We start from the raw sequence: 17,380 nt of genomic DNA, 5'->3' as shown, positions 1-17,380 counted from the left end.
CCGCAGCCGCAAGGCTGGCCGGCAGCGGCGCGCGGGCTGCTGCTGGAGCCGCCAGCAGCGCGCGGTCGGCGTTCCAGGCCGGTTCTGCTTCGGCAGGCGGTGGCCTCAAGGGTGCCGCTGCGGGCTTCGGCAATGTCGCCAAGACAGGCGCTCAGGCAGCCGGGCAGAAGGTGGCCGATGGCGCGCGTTCGATGAAGGAACGTACCGCCGCAGCTTTCCGCCAGGAAGGCACGACTTCGGCGGGAGGCGGTACAGCCGCCGCATCGGGCGGCCCAGCGTCTGGTGGTGATACGCCCTCCACCGCGCCGCAAGAGCAACCCGCCTGGGCCAAACGCCTGCATCGCCGCCAGCAACTCACCCATGCCGCAACCACCGCCGCCCACGCGCTGCGCGGGGGCGACGGCGGCAGCTCCAGCCAGGGGCCGAGTCTGCGCGATTCCGATTCCTGATCTTCAAGGAGAACAACCATGCGATTCAAACGACCGCAGGTGCGCTACGCCGATACGCCGCAGCCTGCGACCCCTTACCAGTCCGCCGCGCAGGTGTGGGACGAACGTATCGGTTCGTCCCGCGTGCAGGCCAGGAGCTGGCGCCTGATGGCTTTTGGCTGCCTGACGCTGGCGGTGCTGATGGCCGGCGGCCTCGTGTGGCGTTCCGCGCAGTCCATCGTGACGCCCTACGTGGTGGAGGTGGACAACGCGGGCCAGGTGCGCGCCGTGGGCGAGGCCGCCACGCCGTACAAGCCCAGCGATGCCCAGGTGGCCTACCACCTGGGCCGCTTCATTGGCCTGGTGCGCTCGCTGTCCATCGACCCCATCGTGGTGCGGCAGAACTGGCTGGACGCCTACGACTACACCACCGACAAAGGCGCCGTGGTGCTCAACGAGTACGCCCGCGTGAACGATCCGTTCGCGCGCATCGGCAAGGAGTCGGTGACGGTGCAGATCACCAGCGTGACCCGCGCGAGCGATGCCTCGTTCAACGTGCGCTGGACGGAACAACGCTTCGTCAATGGCGCTCCTGCCGGCACCGAACGCTGGAACGCGGTGATTTCCATCGTGCAGCAGACCCCGCGCACCGAACAGCGCCTGCGCAAGAACCCCCTAGGCATCTACGTCAACGGCCTGTCGTGGAGCCGCGAACTGGATTCTTCCGAAGGAGCAAAACCATGAATGATCTTTTCCGTAAATCAGTTTTGCCGGTGATCCTGCTTGCCCTGGCGGGCTGCGCCACGCAGGGCAAGCCGCCGCCGACCATCTCGCTCGATGAGCCGGTGCAGGCGCAGAAGCTGCCGGAGCCGCCCGCACCTGTGGAGGCGGTCGCCGTGCCCGAGGTGCTGCCAATGCCGGCGCAATTGAAGCCGGCGCCCGAGGGCGAAGAAGCCAAGCCGGTGCCGGAGCCGGCCGACGAGAAGGTGCGCGTCTCACGGGCCAATACCGAGGCGCGAGTCGCGCCCACGCGCGAGGGCTACGTCAATGCGATTCAGGTCTGGCCCTTCACGGATGGCGCGCTGTATCAGGTCTATGCGGCCGTGGGCCGCGTGACCGTGATCGCGCTCCAGCCGGGCGAGGAGCTGGTGACGGTGGCCGCTGGCGACACGGTGCGCTGGATCGTCGGGGACACATCGAGCGGCAGCGGCGAAGCGCTGCGCGTCAACGTGATGGTCAAACCGATCCGCTCGGGCCTCAAGACCAATCTGGTCATCACCACCAGCCGCAGGACGTACCTGATGGAGCTGACTTCGACCGAAAAGACATGGATGGCGTCGGTGTCCTGGGAGTATCCGAAGGACAAGATGCTGGCCTTGCAGCGTCAGGCACAGGCGGCCAGCGCCGTCGCGCCGGTCGATACCGGGCTCTCGCTGGAGAAGATCCGTTTCCGCTACACGGTCAGCGGCAGCAATCCGCCGTGGAAGCCGCTGCGCGCCTTCGACGACGGGGAGAAGGTCTATATCCAGTTCCCGCCCGGCATCGCCCAGGGCGAGTTGCCGCCGCTGTTCGTCATTGGCGCACAGGGCGATGGGCAACTGGTGAACTACCGCTTTCGGCCGCCGTACTACATCGTGGATCGCCTGTTCGGCGCGGCCGAACTGCGCCTGGGAGGCGACAAGGGCGACGTGGTGCGCATCGAACGCACGGACGGCACGCGGAGGAACTGACCATGAGCCAGGACGACACTCCCGACCTCGCCACGCCACAGGCGGGCAAGGTAGCGCCCGAGGCAGTGGCGCTGCGCGCACAGCCGCGCCCGGTCACGCGCCTGAACCGGCGCACGCTGGCCATCCTCGTCGGCGGCCTGTCGGTCGCCGTGCTCGGGGCCACGATCTGGTCATTGCAGCCGCACCGGCGCGACGCGGGCGAACAGACCGAGCTTTACAACGTCGATCGCGTATCGAAGTCCGAGGGGCTGGATGGCCTGCCTTCCGACTACTCGAAGCTGCGGAAGGTGCCCGAGTTGGGGCCGCCGCTGCCGGGCGATCTCGGCCCGGCCATCGTGAACTCGCAGCAGCCGGCCATGGCCGCTTACACGGCCCCCGGCCATGATCCGAATGACGCCTTGCGCAAGGAAGCGGAGGCCGCTGCGGCTTCGTCGGTGTTCTTCCGCTCGGGCGGCCAAGGCCAGGCGGCCGCCACGGTGGCGCAGGCGGCGCCGGGTGCGAGCGGTGCCAGCACACTCGCGGCTTTCGACCCGCTCGCTGCCGGGCCTGCCTCGACGGCGGCCCAGCCTGCCGACCCGACCGCCGTGCAGAACCGGCAAGAGCAGAAAGAGGCGTTCCTGAAAGCCGGTTCTACGGAAACCCGCAATTCCGGCAATTTGGCGCTGCCGGCGTCGCCGTATCAGGTGATGGCCGGTACGGTGATCGCAGGCGCGCTGGTGACGGGCATCAAGTCCGATCTTCCGGGCGATGTGATCGCCACCGTCACGGAGCCGGTCTATGACACGGCCACGGGCAAGTTCCTGCTGATCCCGCAGGGATCGCGCATCCTCGGCAGATACAACAGCCAGGTCAGCTACGGGCAGAGCCGCGTGCAGGTGGTGTGGAACCGCGTCATCCTGCCGGACACGTCCTCGCTGACACTCGACAATCTCGTGGGCACCGACCCGGCCGGCTACGCGGGCCTGGAAGACGACGTGGACTGGCACTGGAAGCGCATCTTTGCCGGTGCGGTGCTGACGACGCTGCTGGGCGTCGGCGCCGAGCTGGCCGCGCCGGAGAACCGGCAGGACGGCAACCGCATCGTGATCGCCGGGCGCGACAGCGCGCAGGACAGCATCAATCAGGTCGGGCAGGAGATCACCCGGCGCAACATGAACATCCAGCCGACGCTGACGGCACGGCCGGGCTTGCCGGTTCGGGTGATCGTGGCGCGCGACCTCGTGTTGCGTCCTTACCAACCCATGTTCTATCAGCTTGAAGGTGCGCGATGAGTACCGCCCGAAAACTCCGCCTCGGCCCGTTGCCGTCCAGCGGTAGCACGAAGCTGACGTTCACCTGCCCGGCCAGCCTGAAAGCCGACCTCGACCGTTACGCCGCGCTGCACGCACAGGCGTATGGCGAGGCGGTCGATGCGGTGACGCTGATCCCGCACATGCTGGAGGCGTTCATGGCGGGGGATCGGGGATTCAGGAAGGGAAGTGGGAACAAGGCCGCACCGCCGAAGCCGGGTTGACGATGCGGGCGCATCCACCATCCGCTCACGATGAAAGCGCAGCCTCGGGCTGCGCTTCCGTTTTTGGGAATGGATTGCGACCAGCCGGGGCATAGATGGCTATGCGATCTTGCCCGCTGCGGCGCCCCTGCGTTTGCCACCGCGAAGCACCCATGTGGCACCTAGCTAGAAATGCAGCAAGAGCGCGCCGCAGCCTGAATCTAGGCTAACCTATTGCCCCATAAGCCCTTTCGCACCGCTGCATGTCTGCAAGAAAGACTTGACAGCGGACATTTTTCATGGCGGGGTAAAAGGCCCTTTTAGCGAGGGCGGCCGAGGGTGCCGGTATGGTCCGTGCCGTGCGTGGCGGCATCCTCATGCGGCCGGGTGTCCACGAACGGCGCAGGGCTGGAGTTGGCTGCGGCGTCGTCGAACCGGCTGTCCAGCGCAAAGAATGAGTCGGATGCAAAGCCCGAATCCTGGAAGCGCGATGCCCGTTCGGCACGGCGCTGGTGGAGCTTTTGCGCCAGTTCAGCCCGCGCGGCCACCAGGGGCGAGACATCGGCGGCGGGTGCCCCCGCAGGGGCCGTACCCGTTCTGCCAGCGGCCATGGATGAGGATGCCGCGAGCGGGCCACCCAGGGCCCATTGGGCCAGCAGGGCAGGGCGAGGCCAGTGGCCTGCCTGGCAGCGGATGTAGCGGATGCGGCAGGACTCCAGTACGGCTTCCTTGAGGCGCTGGCCGCGCTCGGTACCGCGGCGCTGCGTGCTGTCCAGATCGATCACGGAGATCACGGCCCCGTTGGGCGTGCAGATGGCGAAGGTGACGGTGAGGGCGTGCAGCCGGTCGAACCACCAGCGGGCCTGGTACTCGTTGGAACTCTGGCAAAAGCGCAGCAGGTTGAGCTTGGCCAGCACCACGTGCTGGGGCAGGGCGGCCTTCAGCTCACGGAACAGCAGGCGCTCCTCGGTGGTGAACACGGGGCGGGCGTTGAGCTTGAAATCGCGCGGCCAGTCTTTGAATTGACGCTGACGGCTGCCGCGCCAGCCCATTCCGCCCGCGAACCCCAGGGCCAGAGCCAGCAGCAGGAGGAGGATAGGTTGCCAAAAGTCGCTGAACATCATTGCGCCCCGGTTGATTGTCGCCGGCGGGCAGCGATTCCGTCCGGCAGTGCTCCGATGGTAGAGCGGGGGCGATGTTAATGGTATCCCGGTCTAGGGGTTAACCCTGGGCATTGGGGGGGGCAGCGCTTACAGCGAGCCGCGCAAGGACGTCAGCCAGTCCTTGATGCGCAGGTAGTTGCGCTTGAAGCCGAAGGCCAGGTCGGCCGACACGGCCAGCAGCGAGCCTTCCAGGTGCGAGCCCAGGGTGTCCGGGGGCAGGTTCAGCCAGGCTTCGGCGTCGGCGCCGTCGGTTTCCAGCTGAGCGCCGGCCCGCAGGGCGATGCGCAGCATCGGGCGGTTTTCCGTCAGCGCGTGGATCACCAGGGCGCGGGCGCCGTGGTTGCGCGCATGCATGATGGCGTGCTCGAACAGGCGCTGGCCCAGGCCACGGCCACGGCCGCTGGGCAGCACGGACACGCCGAACTCCATGGCCGGCGGGCGCTTGCTGTTGGGGCCGGTGCCGCCGGGCAGGGCGGCCAGGTGGGCCACGGCGACCAGGCGCAGGCGGCGGTCGAACACACCGAAGACCTCGTCGCGCTTGAAATCGATCGAGGCGGTGTAGCGGCTCATCTGCTCCAGCGGCGCGGGGCTGCCGAAGCGAAGGTAACGGTCGTGCTCGTCCAGCTGGGCCAGATGGTCCAGAATGCGGCGGCGGTGACGCGCCTTGAGTGTGCGAATGGGCACCCAGCGGGGGATGGGGCGGCGCTGCTTCTGGTCAGCCGCCTCGGTCCCACTTTTCAGGGCTTGCATGCCGAACCGTTCCATCTCGGACATCGGTTTGACAGTAAACATGTTTGGTCCTTGGGATCCTAGGGTAAACACTAGGGTGTGCGTACTTTAACGGCTCGCCCCCAGGCACGCAAGCGCAAAAGGCACGGACCTGCAGGGAATCAACCATGCATCGACGCCTTGTGACAACGCGTTGATTTGTGCTACATTGTTGGATTCCCGTTTTGGCTGCCGGGAAATTACCTTTGGCATGGCTACGCTTTTTGAGCGCCATGTCGCCATCGCCTGTCGCGAGGCCACCATCCAGTTCCCCAAGAAGTGGTACCAAGGCAGGCAGTCAGCCGATTTTTATCTCACAAGGAACTCTCATGAAGACCTTCAGCGCCAAGCCGGCCGAAGTTACGCACGAGTGGTTTGTGATCGATGCCACCGACAAGGTGCTCGGACGAGTGGCCAGCGAAGTCGCTCTCCGCCTGCGTGGCAAGCACAAGCCCATTTACACCCCCCACGTCGACACCGGTGATTTCATCATCATCGTGAACGCCGACAAGATCCGTGTGACCGGTACCAAGGCCACGGACAAGGTGTACTACCGTCACTCGGGCTTCCCTGGCGGCATCTACGCCACGAAGTTCAAGGACATGCAAGCCAAGCACCCTGGTCGCGCCATCGAGAAGGCTGTCAAGGGCATGCTGCCCAAGGGCCCCCTGGGTTACGCGATGATCAAGAAGCTGAAGGTCTACGGTGGTGGCGAACACCCCCACACCGCTCAGCAACCCAAGCCGCTGGAAATCTAAGGAGCCACGATGCCTATCGGTAACTGGAACTACGGCACGGGTCGTCGCAAGTCGTCCGTCGCTCGCGTCTTCATCAAGAAGGGCACCGGCCAGATCCTGGTCAACGGTCGCCCGGTCGAGCAATACTTCGGTCGTCAGACCTCGATCATGGTCGTCAAGCAGCCTCTGGTGCTGACGAACAATGCCGAGGCCTTCGACATCAAGGTGAACGTCCACGGTGGTGGCGAGTCCGGCCAAGCTGGCGCTGTGCGCCACGGCGTGACCCGCGCCCTGATCGATTTCGACGCTGCGCTCAAGCCTGAGCTGAGCCGCGCCGGCTTCGTGACCCGCGACGCCCGCGAAGTCGAACGTAAGAAGGTCGGTCTGCACGGTGCTCGTCGCCGGAAGCAGTTCAGCAAGCGCTGATCGACTGCCTCGCGCAACAAAAACCCGCCCAGGGCAACCTTGGCGGGTTTTTTGTTGCCTGTGTCGGGCGTGTGGTGCAGCGGAGCTTGTCATAACGCGCGCTGGTAGCGCACGCCCACCGCCATCTGGCTGGCGTGGGTGGCGTCGTGGTCGGGGTTCTGCTTGTAGGCGGCTGCGGCGCTCACGGCACTGTCAGCCGACAGGCGCGCGGTGTAGCGGGTTTCGAGCGTCCATTCCCGGGCGCCGGGTTGCAGGCCGGTGCCAGTGATGTCCTGGGTGCCCGGTTGCCCGTCAAGGGACAGGCTGCCGGCGCGCGTGCTCAGGGGGGCTGCAGCATCAGGCTCAGGCGGTCACCAGGATGCCAACTGTCGGTCTTGAGCAGGCCCAGGCCGTAGGCATTGGCCATCAGGTGGCTGCTCACGCTGCCTGGCAGGCGGGCCGGTGGTGCGGGTCTGCGGGCTGAGGGCATGGCTTCCGGCTGCATCGGCCTGTTCGGTCAGTCTGCCATCTTCATGCGGGCTGGCCACTGACAGGTTCACGGTGTGGTGCCGCCCCTGGTGGCTTAGCTCCACCACGCCGGCGCCCGCGCAGATGGGGGCGCAGCCCTGGCCCTGGACCCAGGCTACGCGGCCCGTCCAGGCGCTGCCCAGGTGGGTGGCGGTGCTGGCGAAGCGGTGGTCTGGCACCAGGGCCACCAAAGGGTTGGCCACGACGGATTCCAGCCCTGACAGCCGGGCGGACAGGCGCGTATCGGCCAGCCCCAGGTTGCGGGCGGCCAGGCCGCCGCGGCCCACGCTCCAGGTGGTGCCGGAACTCATGCGCAGTTGCAGCATGGTGGCCGATGCCTGTTGCGAGATGGCCGTGGGCACGCGGGGATACAGCGTGCCCAGGGGACGGGGCACGGCGCTGTCGGCCTGCCGGACGCGGATGCGGATGCGGATGAACTGCATGCTGCCCGGCAGTGTGGTTTCGAGCGTGCGGTCTGCGCGGCCGGTATCCGTGGTGGCCAGGTGCTGGGGGCGCTGATCCGGGCCAGCATGCCGCCCACGGGCAGCAGCCTGCCTGCGGCGATGTCGGTGCGGCCCAGCGGGGTGGGACGGCTCTGGGAGGTGGTGCGGCGCAGCTTGAGCGGCGGAGGTCGGCTTGGTGATGCTGGTCCCGTGCGCGGCACTCATGGCATCGCCAGGCGCGAGGTACTGGGGCTGTGCGCATGGTGTGCTGCCGCCGGGCAGGGCGAAACGGGATGCGGCAGACATGGTGGAATCGATCGCACAGGCAAGAAATCAAGGATGACTGGTTGTCGGTGGGGCGCCGGCGTCCAGAAACCCGGGGCCGTGATCTATGTCTCGACCAGCAGGGGCATCGCGTAACGGAGTGCAACGTCACGGCAAGTCCCTACAATCGCGGGTTCCGGCAAGGGGCGGCGTCCTTCCGGTGTTGTCGTCAAAGCCGTGGTCAACTTCTTCAGCAAGGACTGGACATGATCAATGTAGGCATCGTGGGTGGCACCGGCTACACCGGCGTGGAACTGTTGCGCCTGTTGTCGCAGCACCCCCAGGTGCGCCTGAAGGCCATCACCTCCCGCAAGGAGGCCGGCATGCCCGTGGCCGACATGTATCCCAGCCTGCGTGGCCATGTGGACCTGGCCTTTGTCACTCCTGACGATGCCGGCCTGGCCGAGTGCGACGTGGTGTTCTTCGCCACCCCGCACGGCGTGGCCATGGCCCAGGCGCGTGAGCTGCTGGCCGCCGGCGTCAAGGTGATCGACTTGGCGGCGGATTTCCGCCTGCAGGACGTGGCCGAGTTCGAGCGCTGGTACGGCATGCCGCACAGCTGCCCCGACTTGCAGGCCGAGGCCGTCTACGGCCTGCCCGAACTGAACCGTGAGGCCATCAAGAAGGCCCGCATCATCGGCAACCCGGGCTGCTATCCCACCTCGGTGCAGCTGGGCTATGCGCCGCTGCTCAAGGCCGGCCTGATCGAGTCCACGGGCCTGATCGCCAACTGCGCCTCGGGCGTGTCCGGTGCCGGGCGCAAGGCCGAGGTGCACGCGCTGATGGCCGAGGCCAGCGACAATTTCAAGGCCTACGGCGTCAAGGGCCACCGCCACGGCCCCGAAATCAACCAGCAACTGCGCGTGATTGCGGGCAATGCGCAGGTGAACGCCCTGTTTGTGCCGCACCTGCTGCCGCTGATCCGCGGCATTCATTCCACCCTGTACGCGCGCCTGAACAGCGCGGGCCAAGCGGCCGATCTGCAGGCCACCTTCGAAGCCTTCTACCAGGGCGAGCGCTTCGTCGATGTGCTGCCGGCCGGCAGCGCGCCCGAGACGCGCAGCGTCCGCGCCAGCAACACCGTGCGCATCGCCGTGCACAAGCCGCTGCCCGACACCGTGATGGTGCTGGTGGTAGAGGACAACCTCACCAAGGGCGCGTCTGGCCAGGCGGTGCAGTGCATGAACCTGATGTGCGGTATCGAAGAGCACGTGGGCCTGACCCAGGTGCCGGTGCTGCCCTGATGCGCTGGCGGCTGCTTCGTCGCCGTCTGTCGATCAGCGCGCCGCGCATGACGGTGCGCAGCCACATGGCGTGGCCTGTGCGCTGGGCGGTGTGGGCCGTATCTCTGGGGTTTTCCGGCGCGCTGGCGCTGTGGGCCTTCGAGTTCGGCAAGGGCATTGCCGGCCTGGACCGCGAGAGCCGGGTGTCGGCGCAGGCCCTGACCGAGGTGCGCCAGCAACTCGAGGCGGTGCGGCTGGACCGTGAACGCGCCCAGTCCATCGCCAACACGGCCGACAGCCTGCTCAAGGCCGAGCGCGCCACCCAGGCTCGCCTGGCCGAAGAGGTCAAGGCCCTGGAGATGCAGAACCAGGCCCTCAAGGACGACCTGGGCTTCTTCGAGCGCTTGCTGCCGGCCTCGGGCGATGGTTTGTCGGTGCGCGGCCTACAGGCCGACCAGCCGGCCGCTGGCCAGTTACGCTTCCAACTGCTGGTGATGCAGCAGGGTGGCCGCGCCTTGCCTGATTTCAAGGGGCGCTACGAGGTGCTGCTCAGCGGCACGCAGGATGGCCGCGCCTGGAGCATGCCGGCGCCCGCCGTGACACGGCCCCTGCAGTTCAAGCAGTACCAGCGCATTGATGGCCTAGCAGAGTACCCGGCTGGGGCTGTGGTCAAGCAGGTGCAGGTGCGGGTGCTGGACGAGGCCGGCCAGTTGCGGGCCACGCAGAGCCTCAAATTGTGACTTTCTGCGCGGTTTTGCCCCGGTATCTGTCATGTGCCGCGTATTCCCCATGGGCCGGCAAGCCGGGCATTGACGTGATCGGCGTTTGGTGTAAATCTTGCGCCCTTTGCGACGTTCGCACTTTCGGATAACGTGGTCCAATCTCCAGGAGCGCACAACCATGTTTGGTAAGAAAACCCCAGCCATCCGCACCTTGATCGGCGAGGGCACCGTGATCAACGGCGAGATCAAGTTTGCCGACGGCCTGCGCATCGATGGCGAGGTGGTAGGCAACATCACCGCCACGGGCGACCGCCGCACCATGCTGGTGATCAGCGAGAAGGCCAAGGTGAGCGGCCGCGTGCGCGCCGGCCATGTCATCATCAATGGCCTTGTCACCGGCCCGGTTGAATCCGAAGACCTGTTGGAACTGCAGCCCAAAGCCCGTATCGTGGGTGATGTGCGCTATGAAGCCCTTGAAATGCACCAAGGTGCCACCATCGATGGAGAATTGCACCCATTGAAGGCCGAGGACAAGCCCTCGCTCAAGCTGGCTGCCAACAATAGCTGACCCCTTTTTCGCTTCCCTTGCACGATTTCCCCGGAGTATTTGACATGAGCACCGCAGCCGCCGAACTGGCCTCCACCGCCGACGTGACGGACATCCCTGGCGCCCCCATCCTGTTCACCGACAGCGCTGCCGCCAAGGTGGCCGAGCTGGTGGCCGAAGAGGGCAATCCTGATCTGAAGCTGCGCGTGTTCGTGCAGGGCGGTGGCTGCTCCGGCTTCCAGTACGGCTTCACCTTCGACGAGATCGTGAATGAGGACGACACGCCCATGACCAAGAACGGCGTGACCCTGCTGATCGACGCGATGAGCCTGCAGTACCTGATGGGTGCCGAGATCGACTACAAGGACGACCTCGAAGGCGCCCAGTTCGTGATCCGCAACCCGAACGCCACGACCACCTGCGGCTGCGGCTCCAGCTTCTCGGTCTGAGGCTTTCCGGCTTCGCCAGCAGATCCCGGCCTTGCGCCGGGATTTTCTTTTTAGGCGATCCGGGTGATCCGATATGTGGGGCGACGCGGCGTGCGTTGATGCCCTCAGGCGGGGTAGATGGCGCCCAGGATGCGGGGGCCTGCCGCCCCGGTAACCGCCGGATCGTTGCCGGGGCGCCGGTTCACGGAGGCCCATGCCAGCCAGGCGAAGGCCGCGGCCTCGACCTGCTCGGGAGGCAGGCCTCGGGTGGTGGAACTGGCCACGGCCACGCCGGGCAGCAAGGCTTGCAGGCGGCGCAGCAACTGGCTATTGAAGGCGCCCCCGCCGCACACGATCAGCTCAGTGGCCTGAGGTGACTGGCCGCGAACGGCATCGGCGCTGCTGCGCGCGGTCAGTTCGCACAGCGTGGCCTGCACATCGGCCAGGGCCGTGGGCGAGGTGGTATCGCCGCCTTGCAGTGCCTGGCAGCGCTGGAGCCAGCCCTCCAGCCACTGGGCGTGGAACAGGTCGCGGCCGGTGCTCTTGGGCGGCGGCAGCGCGAAATAGGGATCGGCCAGCGCCAGGGTTAGCCAGTCTTCGCGGATGCGGCCATTCGCGGCCCACTGGCCATCCTTGTCGTAAGGCTGGCCGGTATGCCGCTGGCACCACAGGTCCATCAGCACATTGCCGGGGCCGCAATCGAAGCCACGGGGCGGCTGGCCAGGGTTGAGCACGCTCACATTGGCGATGCCGCCGATGTTGAGCGCTGCCACGGCGCGGTCCGGGCGGCCGAAGACAGCCTGGTGGAACACGGGCACGAGCGGGGCACCCTGGCCACCGGCGGCCAGATCGCGGCTGCGCAGGTCGGCCACCACGTCCACCGCGGTCAGCTCGGCCAGCAGGGCCGGGGCCAGCAGTTGCGCGGTGTAGCCCAGTTCTGGGCGGTGTCGCACCGTCTGGCCATGGGCGCCGAGGGCGCGGATGGGTCGATCGGGGGCGGCTTGCCGCAGGCGGGCCACCACCCGGGCATAGGCGCGCGAGACGCCTTGGGCGGCCAGGGCAGCGCGATGAATCTCATCAGGGCCGCTGCGGTTGAGCGCGAGCAGCTCCTCGCGCAGGGCTGCGTCAAAGGGCTCGTGCGCATGGGCCCGCACGCCCTGCCAGGTACCGTCGGTGGCGATGTCGGCTACCACGCCGTCCACCCCGTCGAGCGAGGTGCCGGACATCAAGCCCACGAAGGCTTGCGTGTCCCCGGCCTTGTCCACGGCGGGCTTATTCGAAGCGCGGGCCGGTGCTGGCACCAGCGGTCTGCATCTGGCCGGCCATGTCCAGGCGCTGGGCCACGGTGGTGGCCTTGTGGCGGTACTGGGCCAGGGCGTTCGGCGAGAGTTGCACGCTTTCGGAGGCGCGGGCGATGATCATCGGATCCTTGTGCTCACCGCGCACCTTGAATTCGAAGTGCAGGTGGGGGCCGGTGGCCCAGCCGGTGGCGCCCACGGCGCCGAGCTTGTCGCCTTGCGACATGCGCTGGCCCTTGCGGACGTCGATGCGGCTCATGTGGGCGTACACGGTGGTGCGGTCACCGGAGTGCAGCACCTGGACCACTTTGCCGTAGCCGTTCTGCCAGCCGGCGAAGCTGACGACGCCGTCACCCACCACGCGGATCTGCGTGCCGGTCGGGGCGCCGTAGTCCACGCCCAGGTGCGCCTTCCAGCGCTTCTGGATCGGGTGGAAGCGCATCGCGAAGCCGGATGTGACGCGCGAGAACGCCAGTGGCGAGGCCAGGAAGGACTTGGTCTTGCTGCGGCCCGTCAGGTCGTAGTAGGTGCCCTTGCGGCCCGGCTCTTCGTACCAGACGGCGTCGTGCACGGTGCCCTTATTGATGAAGCGGGCGGCCAGCACACGGCCAGCCGAACTGCCCCAGGTGATGGGCTCGCCATCGGCGGTGTGGGCTTCGTAGACCACGCTGAAGGCATCGCCCTTGCGCAGTTCACGGCGGAAATCAATGTCGGTGCCGAAGATTTCGGCCATCTGGTTGGTGATGGCGTCGGGGATGCGGGCGTCGTCGGCGGCGGCGTACAGCGAGGAACTGATCGTGCCGGAGGAGACCTGTTCACGCACCTGCAGAGGCACCTGTTCCGTGCGGGCGCTCAGGCCTTCGGCATTGCGCTGTACGCTCAGGCGCGTGAAGTGCGAATCGAGTTGCTCTGAGGATTCGGCGGGGCCGCGGGCGACCAGTTCGACCAGGCGGCCGTTCTCGGTCATCACCTTGATCATCTTGCCGGAGCGGCCAGCCATCAGGCGCGAGGCGACGGCGTCGGAGCGCAGGAAGCGGGCGGCTTCGGCGTCGTCCACGCCCATGCGCTGCAGCAGGGTGTCGACCGTGTCGGAACTGCGGGTGACGTCGCTGCGGTACAGCGGCAGGGTCTGGTGGTCCAGAGCGTCGAGCTGTGCGGCCAGTTGAGGCAGCGGCAGCGCCTCATGGATGGAGATGATCGCGGGCTGGGCCTGGTTGATTTCCAGGGCGGTCAGCGGCGCCACGCCAAAGGCGGTGACGGCGGAGCCGGTGAGCAGGGCGGCGACAACGGCGGTGACCCTGCGAGGGTGGCGGTGCGTGATCGATTGAAACGTTCGCAGTGGGGCCAGCCAGCGGCCCAAATCCACAGATCCCAAAGTCTGTCCCCTAGAATCGCCCGTCGCCAACCCCAGCCAGAAGCTGGCCTGAGCGGCGAGGTGCTCGTCAAAAGTGCCAAAGTATAGTGGTGTCACATGGCGTAATTCGCCAAAAGCACCGTCTTTACACGTGTAGTTTTCCCCATGTGCCCCGTCTGGGGCTGCCTTCATGTCCAACGCTCATCAAGCTCCTTCCGAAAAACTGGCTCATCCCATCACCGACCGTGTGCGCGAGGCCCTGGCCGTCACCCAGCGTGGCTGTGACGAACTGCTGCCGGAAGGGGACTGGATCAAGAAGCTCGCGCGCTCGGAGGCCACCGGCCAGCCGCTGCGCATCAAGCTGGGGCTGGACCCCACCGCGCCGGACATTCACCTCGGCCACACCGTGGTGCTCAACAAGATGCGGCAGTTGCAGGATCTGGGCCATAGCGTCATCTTCCTGATCGGTGACTTCACCTCGCTGATCGGTGATCCGTCCGGCCGCAATGCCACCCGCCCGCCCCTCACGGCCGAGCAGGTCAAGCTCAATGCCGAGACCTATTACAAGCAGGCCAGCCTGGTGCTGGACCCGGCGCGCACCGAGATCCGCTACAACAGCGAGTGGTGCGACGCCCTGGGCGCGCGCGGCATGATTCAGTTGGCCTCGCGTTATACGGTTGCCAGAATGATGGAGCGTGACGATTTCACGAAACGCTACAAGGCCAATACGCCCATCAGCGTCCATGAGTTCTTGTACCCCCTCATGCAGGGGTATGACTCGGTGGCTTTGAAATCCGATCTGGAATTGGGCGGTACCGATCAGAAATTCAATTTGCTGATGGGGCGCCATCTTCAAACCGAATATGAACAGGAGCCGCAGTGCATCCTGACCATGCCATTGCTCGAGGGTTTGGACGGCGTCGAGAAAATGTCCAAATCCAAGAACAACTATGTCGGGATTTCGGAGGCGCCCAACAGCATGTTCGGCAAGCTGATGAGCATCAGCGACGAGTTGATGTGGAAATATTTCACGCTGCTGAGCTTCCAGCCGCTCAGCGCCATCGAGCAACTCAAGGCTGAGTGCGCTGCGGGGCGCAACCCGCGCGATGCCAAAGTGCAGCTGGCCCAGGAGATCGTAGCGCGCTTCCATGGGGCGCAGGCGGCGGAGAGTGCCTTGGCGGATTTTGTCAATCGCTCCAAGGGCGGTGTGCCTGACGAGATCCCTGAGGTGAGCTTGGGGTTGCCGGACGGCGCTCAGGCGTTGGCCATCGGCGCCCTGCTCAAGCAGAGCAACCTGGTGCCTTCCTCCAGTGAGGGCCTGCGCATGGTGGAGCAGGGCGGTGTGCGCGTGGATGGCACCGTGGTCAGCGACAAGGGCCTGAAATTGCCCGCCGGTACTTACGTGGTGCAGGTCGGCAAAAGAAAGTTCGCTCGGGTTTCCCTGGGGATTTAGTGGTTACCCTGGCCCGTGAATGAGGGGTTTAAGGCGCTGCTTGGTGTTTTCCTGAGGCGTATTGCGCGCTGATTCCTTCCGTGGACCGTTGTGCGAAAGACCATGGCAGCTTATCCTTTAGCCATATCAGATGAAGAGTCTGAGCTCGCCGGAGGAAGACGCGGATGCCCCCGGATCGAGCAGGCAAATGACCCAAAGGGCCGCTTGTAGTGGAGATAAACATGAACTTTGCATTGAAGAGCCTTGTTGCTGCTGCCGCGATCGCGTCCATCGGCGTGGCCAGCGCTGCCACCACCCCGGTGGGCGGTTCGGTGGTGCTGAACGGCAACAGCTACACCCTGGCCGGCGGCACGGGCACCCTGTCGTTCTCGTCCAGCCTGATCACCGCCCTGAACGTGGGCAAGGTGGCCGTGACGGGCGTTGAGCCCGCCACGGTGACCGAAGTCCTGACGCCGCGTCCTCCCTTCGGCAGCACCCGCACCGGTGTGTCCGCCGCTGCTCCGATCACGTCCGTGACGACCACCGCCACTGGTGCCGTGACGACCGTGGCCACGGCTGGCGGTGCCACCATGACGGCTAACGTGCTGGAAGGCGTGTCGCTGGGTGGCTCGCTGTCGGTGACCAACCTGTCGGTGGACCTGACCAACCAGCGCATCTACGCTTCGATCACTGGTGACTTCCGCGGTGCCGCCGCTGGTGAAGCTGCTCCCTACGGCAGCAGCGTCATCACCACGAAGGACAACTTCTACCTGTGGAACTTCGCCAGCATCACTGGCCCCACCACGCTGACGGGTGCCGGCTCCTATGCCAACAGCATCAGCGGCCTGACCATCACGCAAGACGGTTTCAACCACTTCGTGAGCGCCCTGCGTCTGGTGGACCTGGGTGTGTCGACCCTGCGTAACGTGACGGACTACGGCACGATCGCTTCGACCATCAACGTCACTGGTGGCACCCCCGCCGTGCCGGAACCCTCGACCTACGCTCTGATGGGCCTGGGCCTGGCCGGCATCGCTGTGGCCGCCCGTCGTCGCGCCAAGTAATCGGCGTTGCGTTGCCAAGGGAGGGTTTCCCGCTCTTGGCTGCAAGCCGCCCTTGCTACATGCTGGGCGGCTTTTTCATTTTTTTGTGTAAACCAATTAGATTAGGAAGAGACAAGCATGAATCGTTCTGTGTGGCTTCGTGCGGGCGCCACGATGGCATTGCCCTTGACCATGCTGCTGGCTGCGGCCCCGGCTCAGGCCGAGAAGCTCGACGATGATGCTTCTTTCTCCCTGAAGCTGGCAACTGCGCTGCGTGAGCGAACCTTCATGCGGGCAGGTGTCATCTATGTTGATGTGAAGACGGATTCTGGCGAAGCTTATGACGTGACCGGGCCGGTGATCAGGCCAGGTGACATTCGCGCCGCGTCCGATCAGAATGATCCCCTCTACGTTGACGTCATTGATCACCAAAACTTGGCGGGCGACACCCTGGATGCTCAGATGGCCATCGCTGGCCTGAGTGGGCTAGGCGCGCCACCGGGCGTGAAGGCGCGTGCAGGCAATCTGGGTACCGCGGCCATCAGCATCGGCCACTACCTCACCGATGATTTCACCTGGATGGTGGAAGCCTACGTGCTGGCCCTGCCGCTCAGGGCCAAGATCTACGGGGATGGCCTGAACGGCACCGGCAAGCCCAACTTCATCAATGGCAAGCACATCCTGTCGACCAAGCTGCTGCCGCCGACCGTGGCCCTGGGCCGGTACTGGGGTCATAAGGATGCGAAGTTCCGGCCGTACACCGGTGTGATGGGCATGTATGCGATCTTTTTCGACACCAAGCCCACGGCCACCTTGAATGACTACATGGGGGGCACCTCACCTAATGACACCTCGGTCTCATTGAAGAACGCTTTCGGCATCGGCCCGTCACTGGGCTTCAAGTACCAGTTCAACGATGACTGGCATGTCAGCTTCAACATCGGTTCGGTCAAGCTCAAGACGGAAGCGACGCTGACCACGCGCAACACCCAGTTCACCAGCAGGTCGGCTGTGCTCGATGACTACCCTCAGCCTGTTCTGACTGCTATCAAGTTCACCCGGGACAATTTTGACGGTGATCCGATTTACGGTCCTGCGTACTACGCTACACCCGAAGTCGGTGGTGCCGTCACCTTGTTCCTTAAGAATGTGGCGACTGAGCGTGGTGGCAACCTTGGTACGTATGTCCGCAAGCAGCAAACCACTTTGAACAACACGTTGATGATGTTCAGCGTGGGCCGCTCCTTCTGATTGCCTGGTGCACGATGGGCGCCGCGCCCATCGATCATGCCGTGCAGAGAGGCCGCGTGTGACG

The 17,380-nt window shown here is 65.7% G+C and carries 18 protein-coding genes and 1 pseudogene; 14 read left to right on the top strand and 5 right to left on the bottom strand.

The features are described from left to right. From WAQ08_RS17570 to WAQ08_RS17550, 5 genes and pseudogenes are all read left to right on the top strand, one after another. Positions 1–449, top strand: a pseudogene (locus WAQ08_RS17570) (P-type conjugative transfer protein TrbL); the annotation flags it as partial. Positions 450–467: 18 nt separating this feature from the next. After that, positions 468–1,172, top strand: a complete 705-nt coding sequence (gene trbF, locus WAQ08_RS17565; protein ID WP_009517044.1) for a conjugal transfer protein TrbF — start codon at positions 468–470, stop codon at positions 1,170–1,172. After that, positions 1,169–2,158, top strand: a complete 990-nt coding sequence (gene trbG, locus WAQ08_RS17560; protein WP_009517045.1) for a P-type conjugative transfer protein TrbG — start codon at positions 1,169–1,171, stop codon at positions 2,156–2,158. Before trbF ends, trbG begins: the two co-directional genes overlap by 4 nt. Positions 2,159–2,160: 2 nt before the next feature. After that, positions 2,161–3,429 carry a TrbI/VirB10 family protein gene (locus WAQ08_RS17555; RefSeq protein ID WP_009517046.1) on the top strand — a complete coding sequence of 423 codons (1,269 nt, stop codon included), beginning with the start codon at positions 2,161–2,163 and terminating at the stop codon, positions 3,427–3,429. Next, positions 3,426–3,671: a DUF2274 domain-containing protein gene (locus tag WAQ08_RS17550; RefSeq protein ID WP_009517047.1), complete on the top strand. Its 246-nt coding sequence runs from the start codon at positions 3,426–3,428 to the stop codon at positions 3,669–3,671. Before WAQ08_RS17555 ends, WAQ08_RS17550 begins: the two co-directional genes overlap by 4 nt. A gap of 299 nt (positions 3,672–3,970) precedes the next feature. On the opposite strand, the gene WAQ08_RS17545 is transcribed toward WAQ08_RS17550, so the two are convergent. Both WAQ08_RS17545 and WAQ08_RS17540 read right to left on the bottom strand, forming a co-directional pair. Beyond that, on the bottom strand, positions 3,971–4,771 hold the full coding sequence (locus tag WAQ08_RS17545; RefSeq protein ID WP_422193358.1) for a DUF2726 domain-containing protein: 801 nt from the start codon (positions 4,769–4,771) through the stop codon (positions 3,971–3,973). Positions 4,772–4,900: 129 nt separating this feature from the next. Continuing rightward, the gene (locus WAQ08_RS17540) at positions 4,901–5,605 is read right to left on the bottom strand and encodes a GNAT family N-acetyltransferase (RefSeq protein ID WP_422193357.1); all 705 of its coding nucleotides are present in this window, start codon (positions 5,603–5,605) and stop codon (positions 4,901–4,903) included. Positions 5,606–5,910: 305 nt separating this feature from the next. Between WAQ08_RS17540 and rplM the strand changes: the two genes are divergently transcribed. Beyond that, a complete protein-coding gene (gene rplM, locus WAQ08_RS17535) occupies positions 5,911–6,339 on the top strand; it encodes a 50S ribosomal protein L13 (protein WP_422193355.1) in 429 nt (142 codons plus the stop codon). 9 nt (positions 6,340–6,348) lie between these two features. Further along, the gene (gene rpsI, locus WAQ08_RS17530) at positions 6,349–6,744 is read left to right on the top strand and encodes a 30S ribosomal protein S9 (RefSeq protein ID WP_125242952.1); all 396 of its coding nucleotides are present in this window, start codon (positions 6,349–6,351) and stop codon (positions 6,742–6,744) included. A 350-nt stretch (positions 6,745–7,094) separates the two neighbouring features. Here rpsI and WAQ08_RS17525 read toward each other — a convergent pair whose 3' ends face one another. Beyond that, complete coding sequence (locus WAQ08_RS17525) at positions 7,095–8,000, bottom strand: hypothetical protein (RefSeq protein WP_422193354.1); 906 nt, start codon at positions 7,998–8,000, stop codon at positions 7,095–7,097. Positions 8,001–8,224: 224 nt separating this feature from the next. On the opposite strand from WAQ08_RS17525, the gene argC reads away from it, so the two are divergent. The 4 genes from argC to erpA all read left to right on the top strand — a co-directional run bounded on the left by argC (position 8,225) and on the right by erpA (position 10,959). Beyond that, the gene (gene argC, locus WAQ08_RS17520; protein WP_422193352.1) at positions 8,225–9,262 is read left to right on the top strand and encodes an N-acetyl-gamma-glutamyl-phosphate reductase; all 1,038 of its coding nucleotides are present in this window, start codon (positions 8,225–8,227) and stop codon (positions 9,260–9,262) included. Then, positions 9,262–9,981 carry a DUF6776 family protein gene (locus WAQ08_RS17515; RefSeq protein WP_422193350.1) on the top strand — a complete coding sequence of 240 codons (720 nt, stop codon included), beginning with the start codon at positions 9,262–9,264 and terminating at the stop codon, positions 9,979–9,981. The genes argC and WAQ08_RS17515 overlap by 1 nt, the downstream gene beginning before the upstream one ends. A 160-nt stretch (positions 9,982–10,141) precedes the next feature. Beyond that, the gene (locus WAQ08_RS17510) at positions 10,142–10,531 is read left to right on the top strand and encodes a bactofilin family protein (protein ID WP_422193348.1); all 390 of its coding nucleotides are present in this window, start codon (positions 10,142–10,144) and stop codon (positions 10,529–10,531) included. Between the two features lie 44 nt (positions 10,532–10,575). After that, positions 10,576–10,959, top strand: a complete 384-nt coding sequence (gene erpA / locus WAQ08_RS17505; protein ID WP_422193346.1) for an iron-sulfur cluster insertion protein ErpA — start codon at positions 10,576–10,578, stop codon at positions 10,957–10,959. Positions 10,960–11,063: 104 nt separating this feature from the next. On the opposite strand, the gene WAQ08_RS17500 is transcribed toward erpA, so the two are convergent. Together WAQ08_RS17500 and WAQ08_RS17495 are read right to left on the bottom strand one after the other, a co-directional pair. Next, positions 11,064–12,203 carry an anhydro-N-acetylmuramic acid kinase gene (locus WAQ08_RS17500; protein WP_422193344.1) on the bottom strand — a complete coding sequence of 380 codons (1,140 nt, stop codon included), beginning with the start codon at positions 12,201–12,203 and terminating at the stop codon, positions 11,064–11,066. Positions 12,204–12,210: 7 nt separating this feature from the next. Beyond that, the gene (locus WAQ08_RS17495) at positions 12,211–13,602 is read right to left on the bottom strand and encodes a peptidoglycan DD-metalloendopeptidase family protein (RefSeq protein ID WP_422193363.1); all 1,392 of its coding nucleotides are present in this window, start codon (positions 13,600–13,602) and stop codon (positions 12,211–12,213) included. A gap of 178 nt (positions 13,603–13,780) precedes the next feature. On the opposite strand from WAQ08_RS17495, the gene tyrS reads away from it, so the two are divergent. From tyrS to WAQ08_RS17480, 3 genes are all read left to right on the top strand, one after another. Next, entirely contained in the window at positions 13,781–15,043 is a 1,263-nt protein-coding gene (gene tyrS / locus WAQ08_RS17490) for a tyrosine--tRNA ligase (protein WP_422193342.1), read from the top strand. Between the two features lie 221 nt (positions 15,044–15,264). Beyond that, on the top strand, positions 15,265–16,086 hold the full coding sequence (locus WAQ08_RS17485) for a PEP-CTERM sorting domain-containing protein (RefSeq protein WP_422193341.1): 822 nt from the start codon (positions 15,265–15,267) through the stop codon (positions 16,084–16,086). A gap of 117 nt (positions 16,087–16,203) precedes the next feature. Beyond that, the gene (locus WAQ08_RS17480; protein WP_422193339.1) at positions 16,204–17,316 is read left to right on the top strand and encodes an OmpW/AlkL family protein; all 1,113 of its coding nucleotides are present in this window, start codon (positions 16,204–16,206) and stop codon (positions 17,314–17,316) included. The last annotated feature ends 64 nt before the right edge of the window (positions 17,317–17,380 follow it).

It is taken from the genome of Aquabacterium sp. (genome assembly GCF_049274795.1).
GTDB lineage: Bacteria > Pseudomonadota > Gammaproteobacteria > Burkholderiales > Burkholderiaceae_C > Aquabacterium.
The sequence above is the reverse complement of the archived record's forward strand: the minus strand, read 5'-3'. Positions and strand labels throughout refer to the sequence as shown.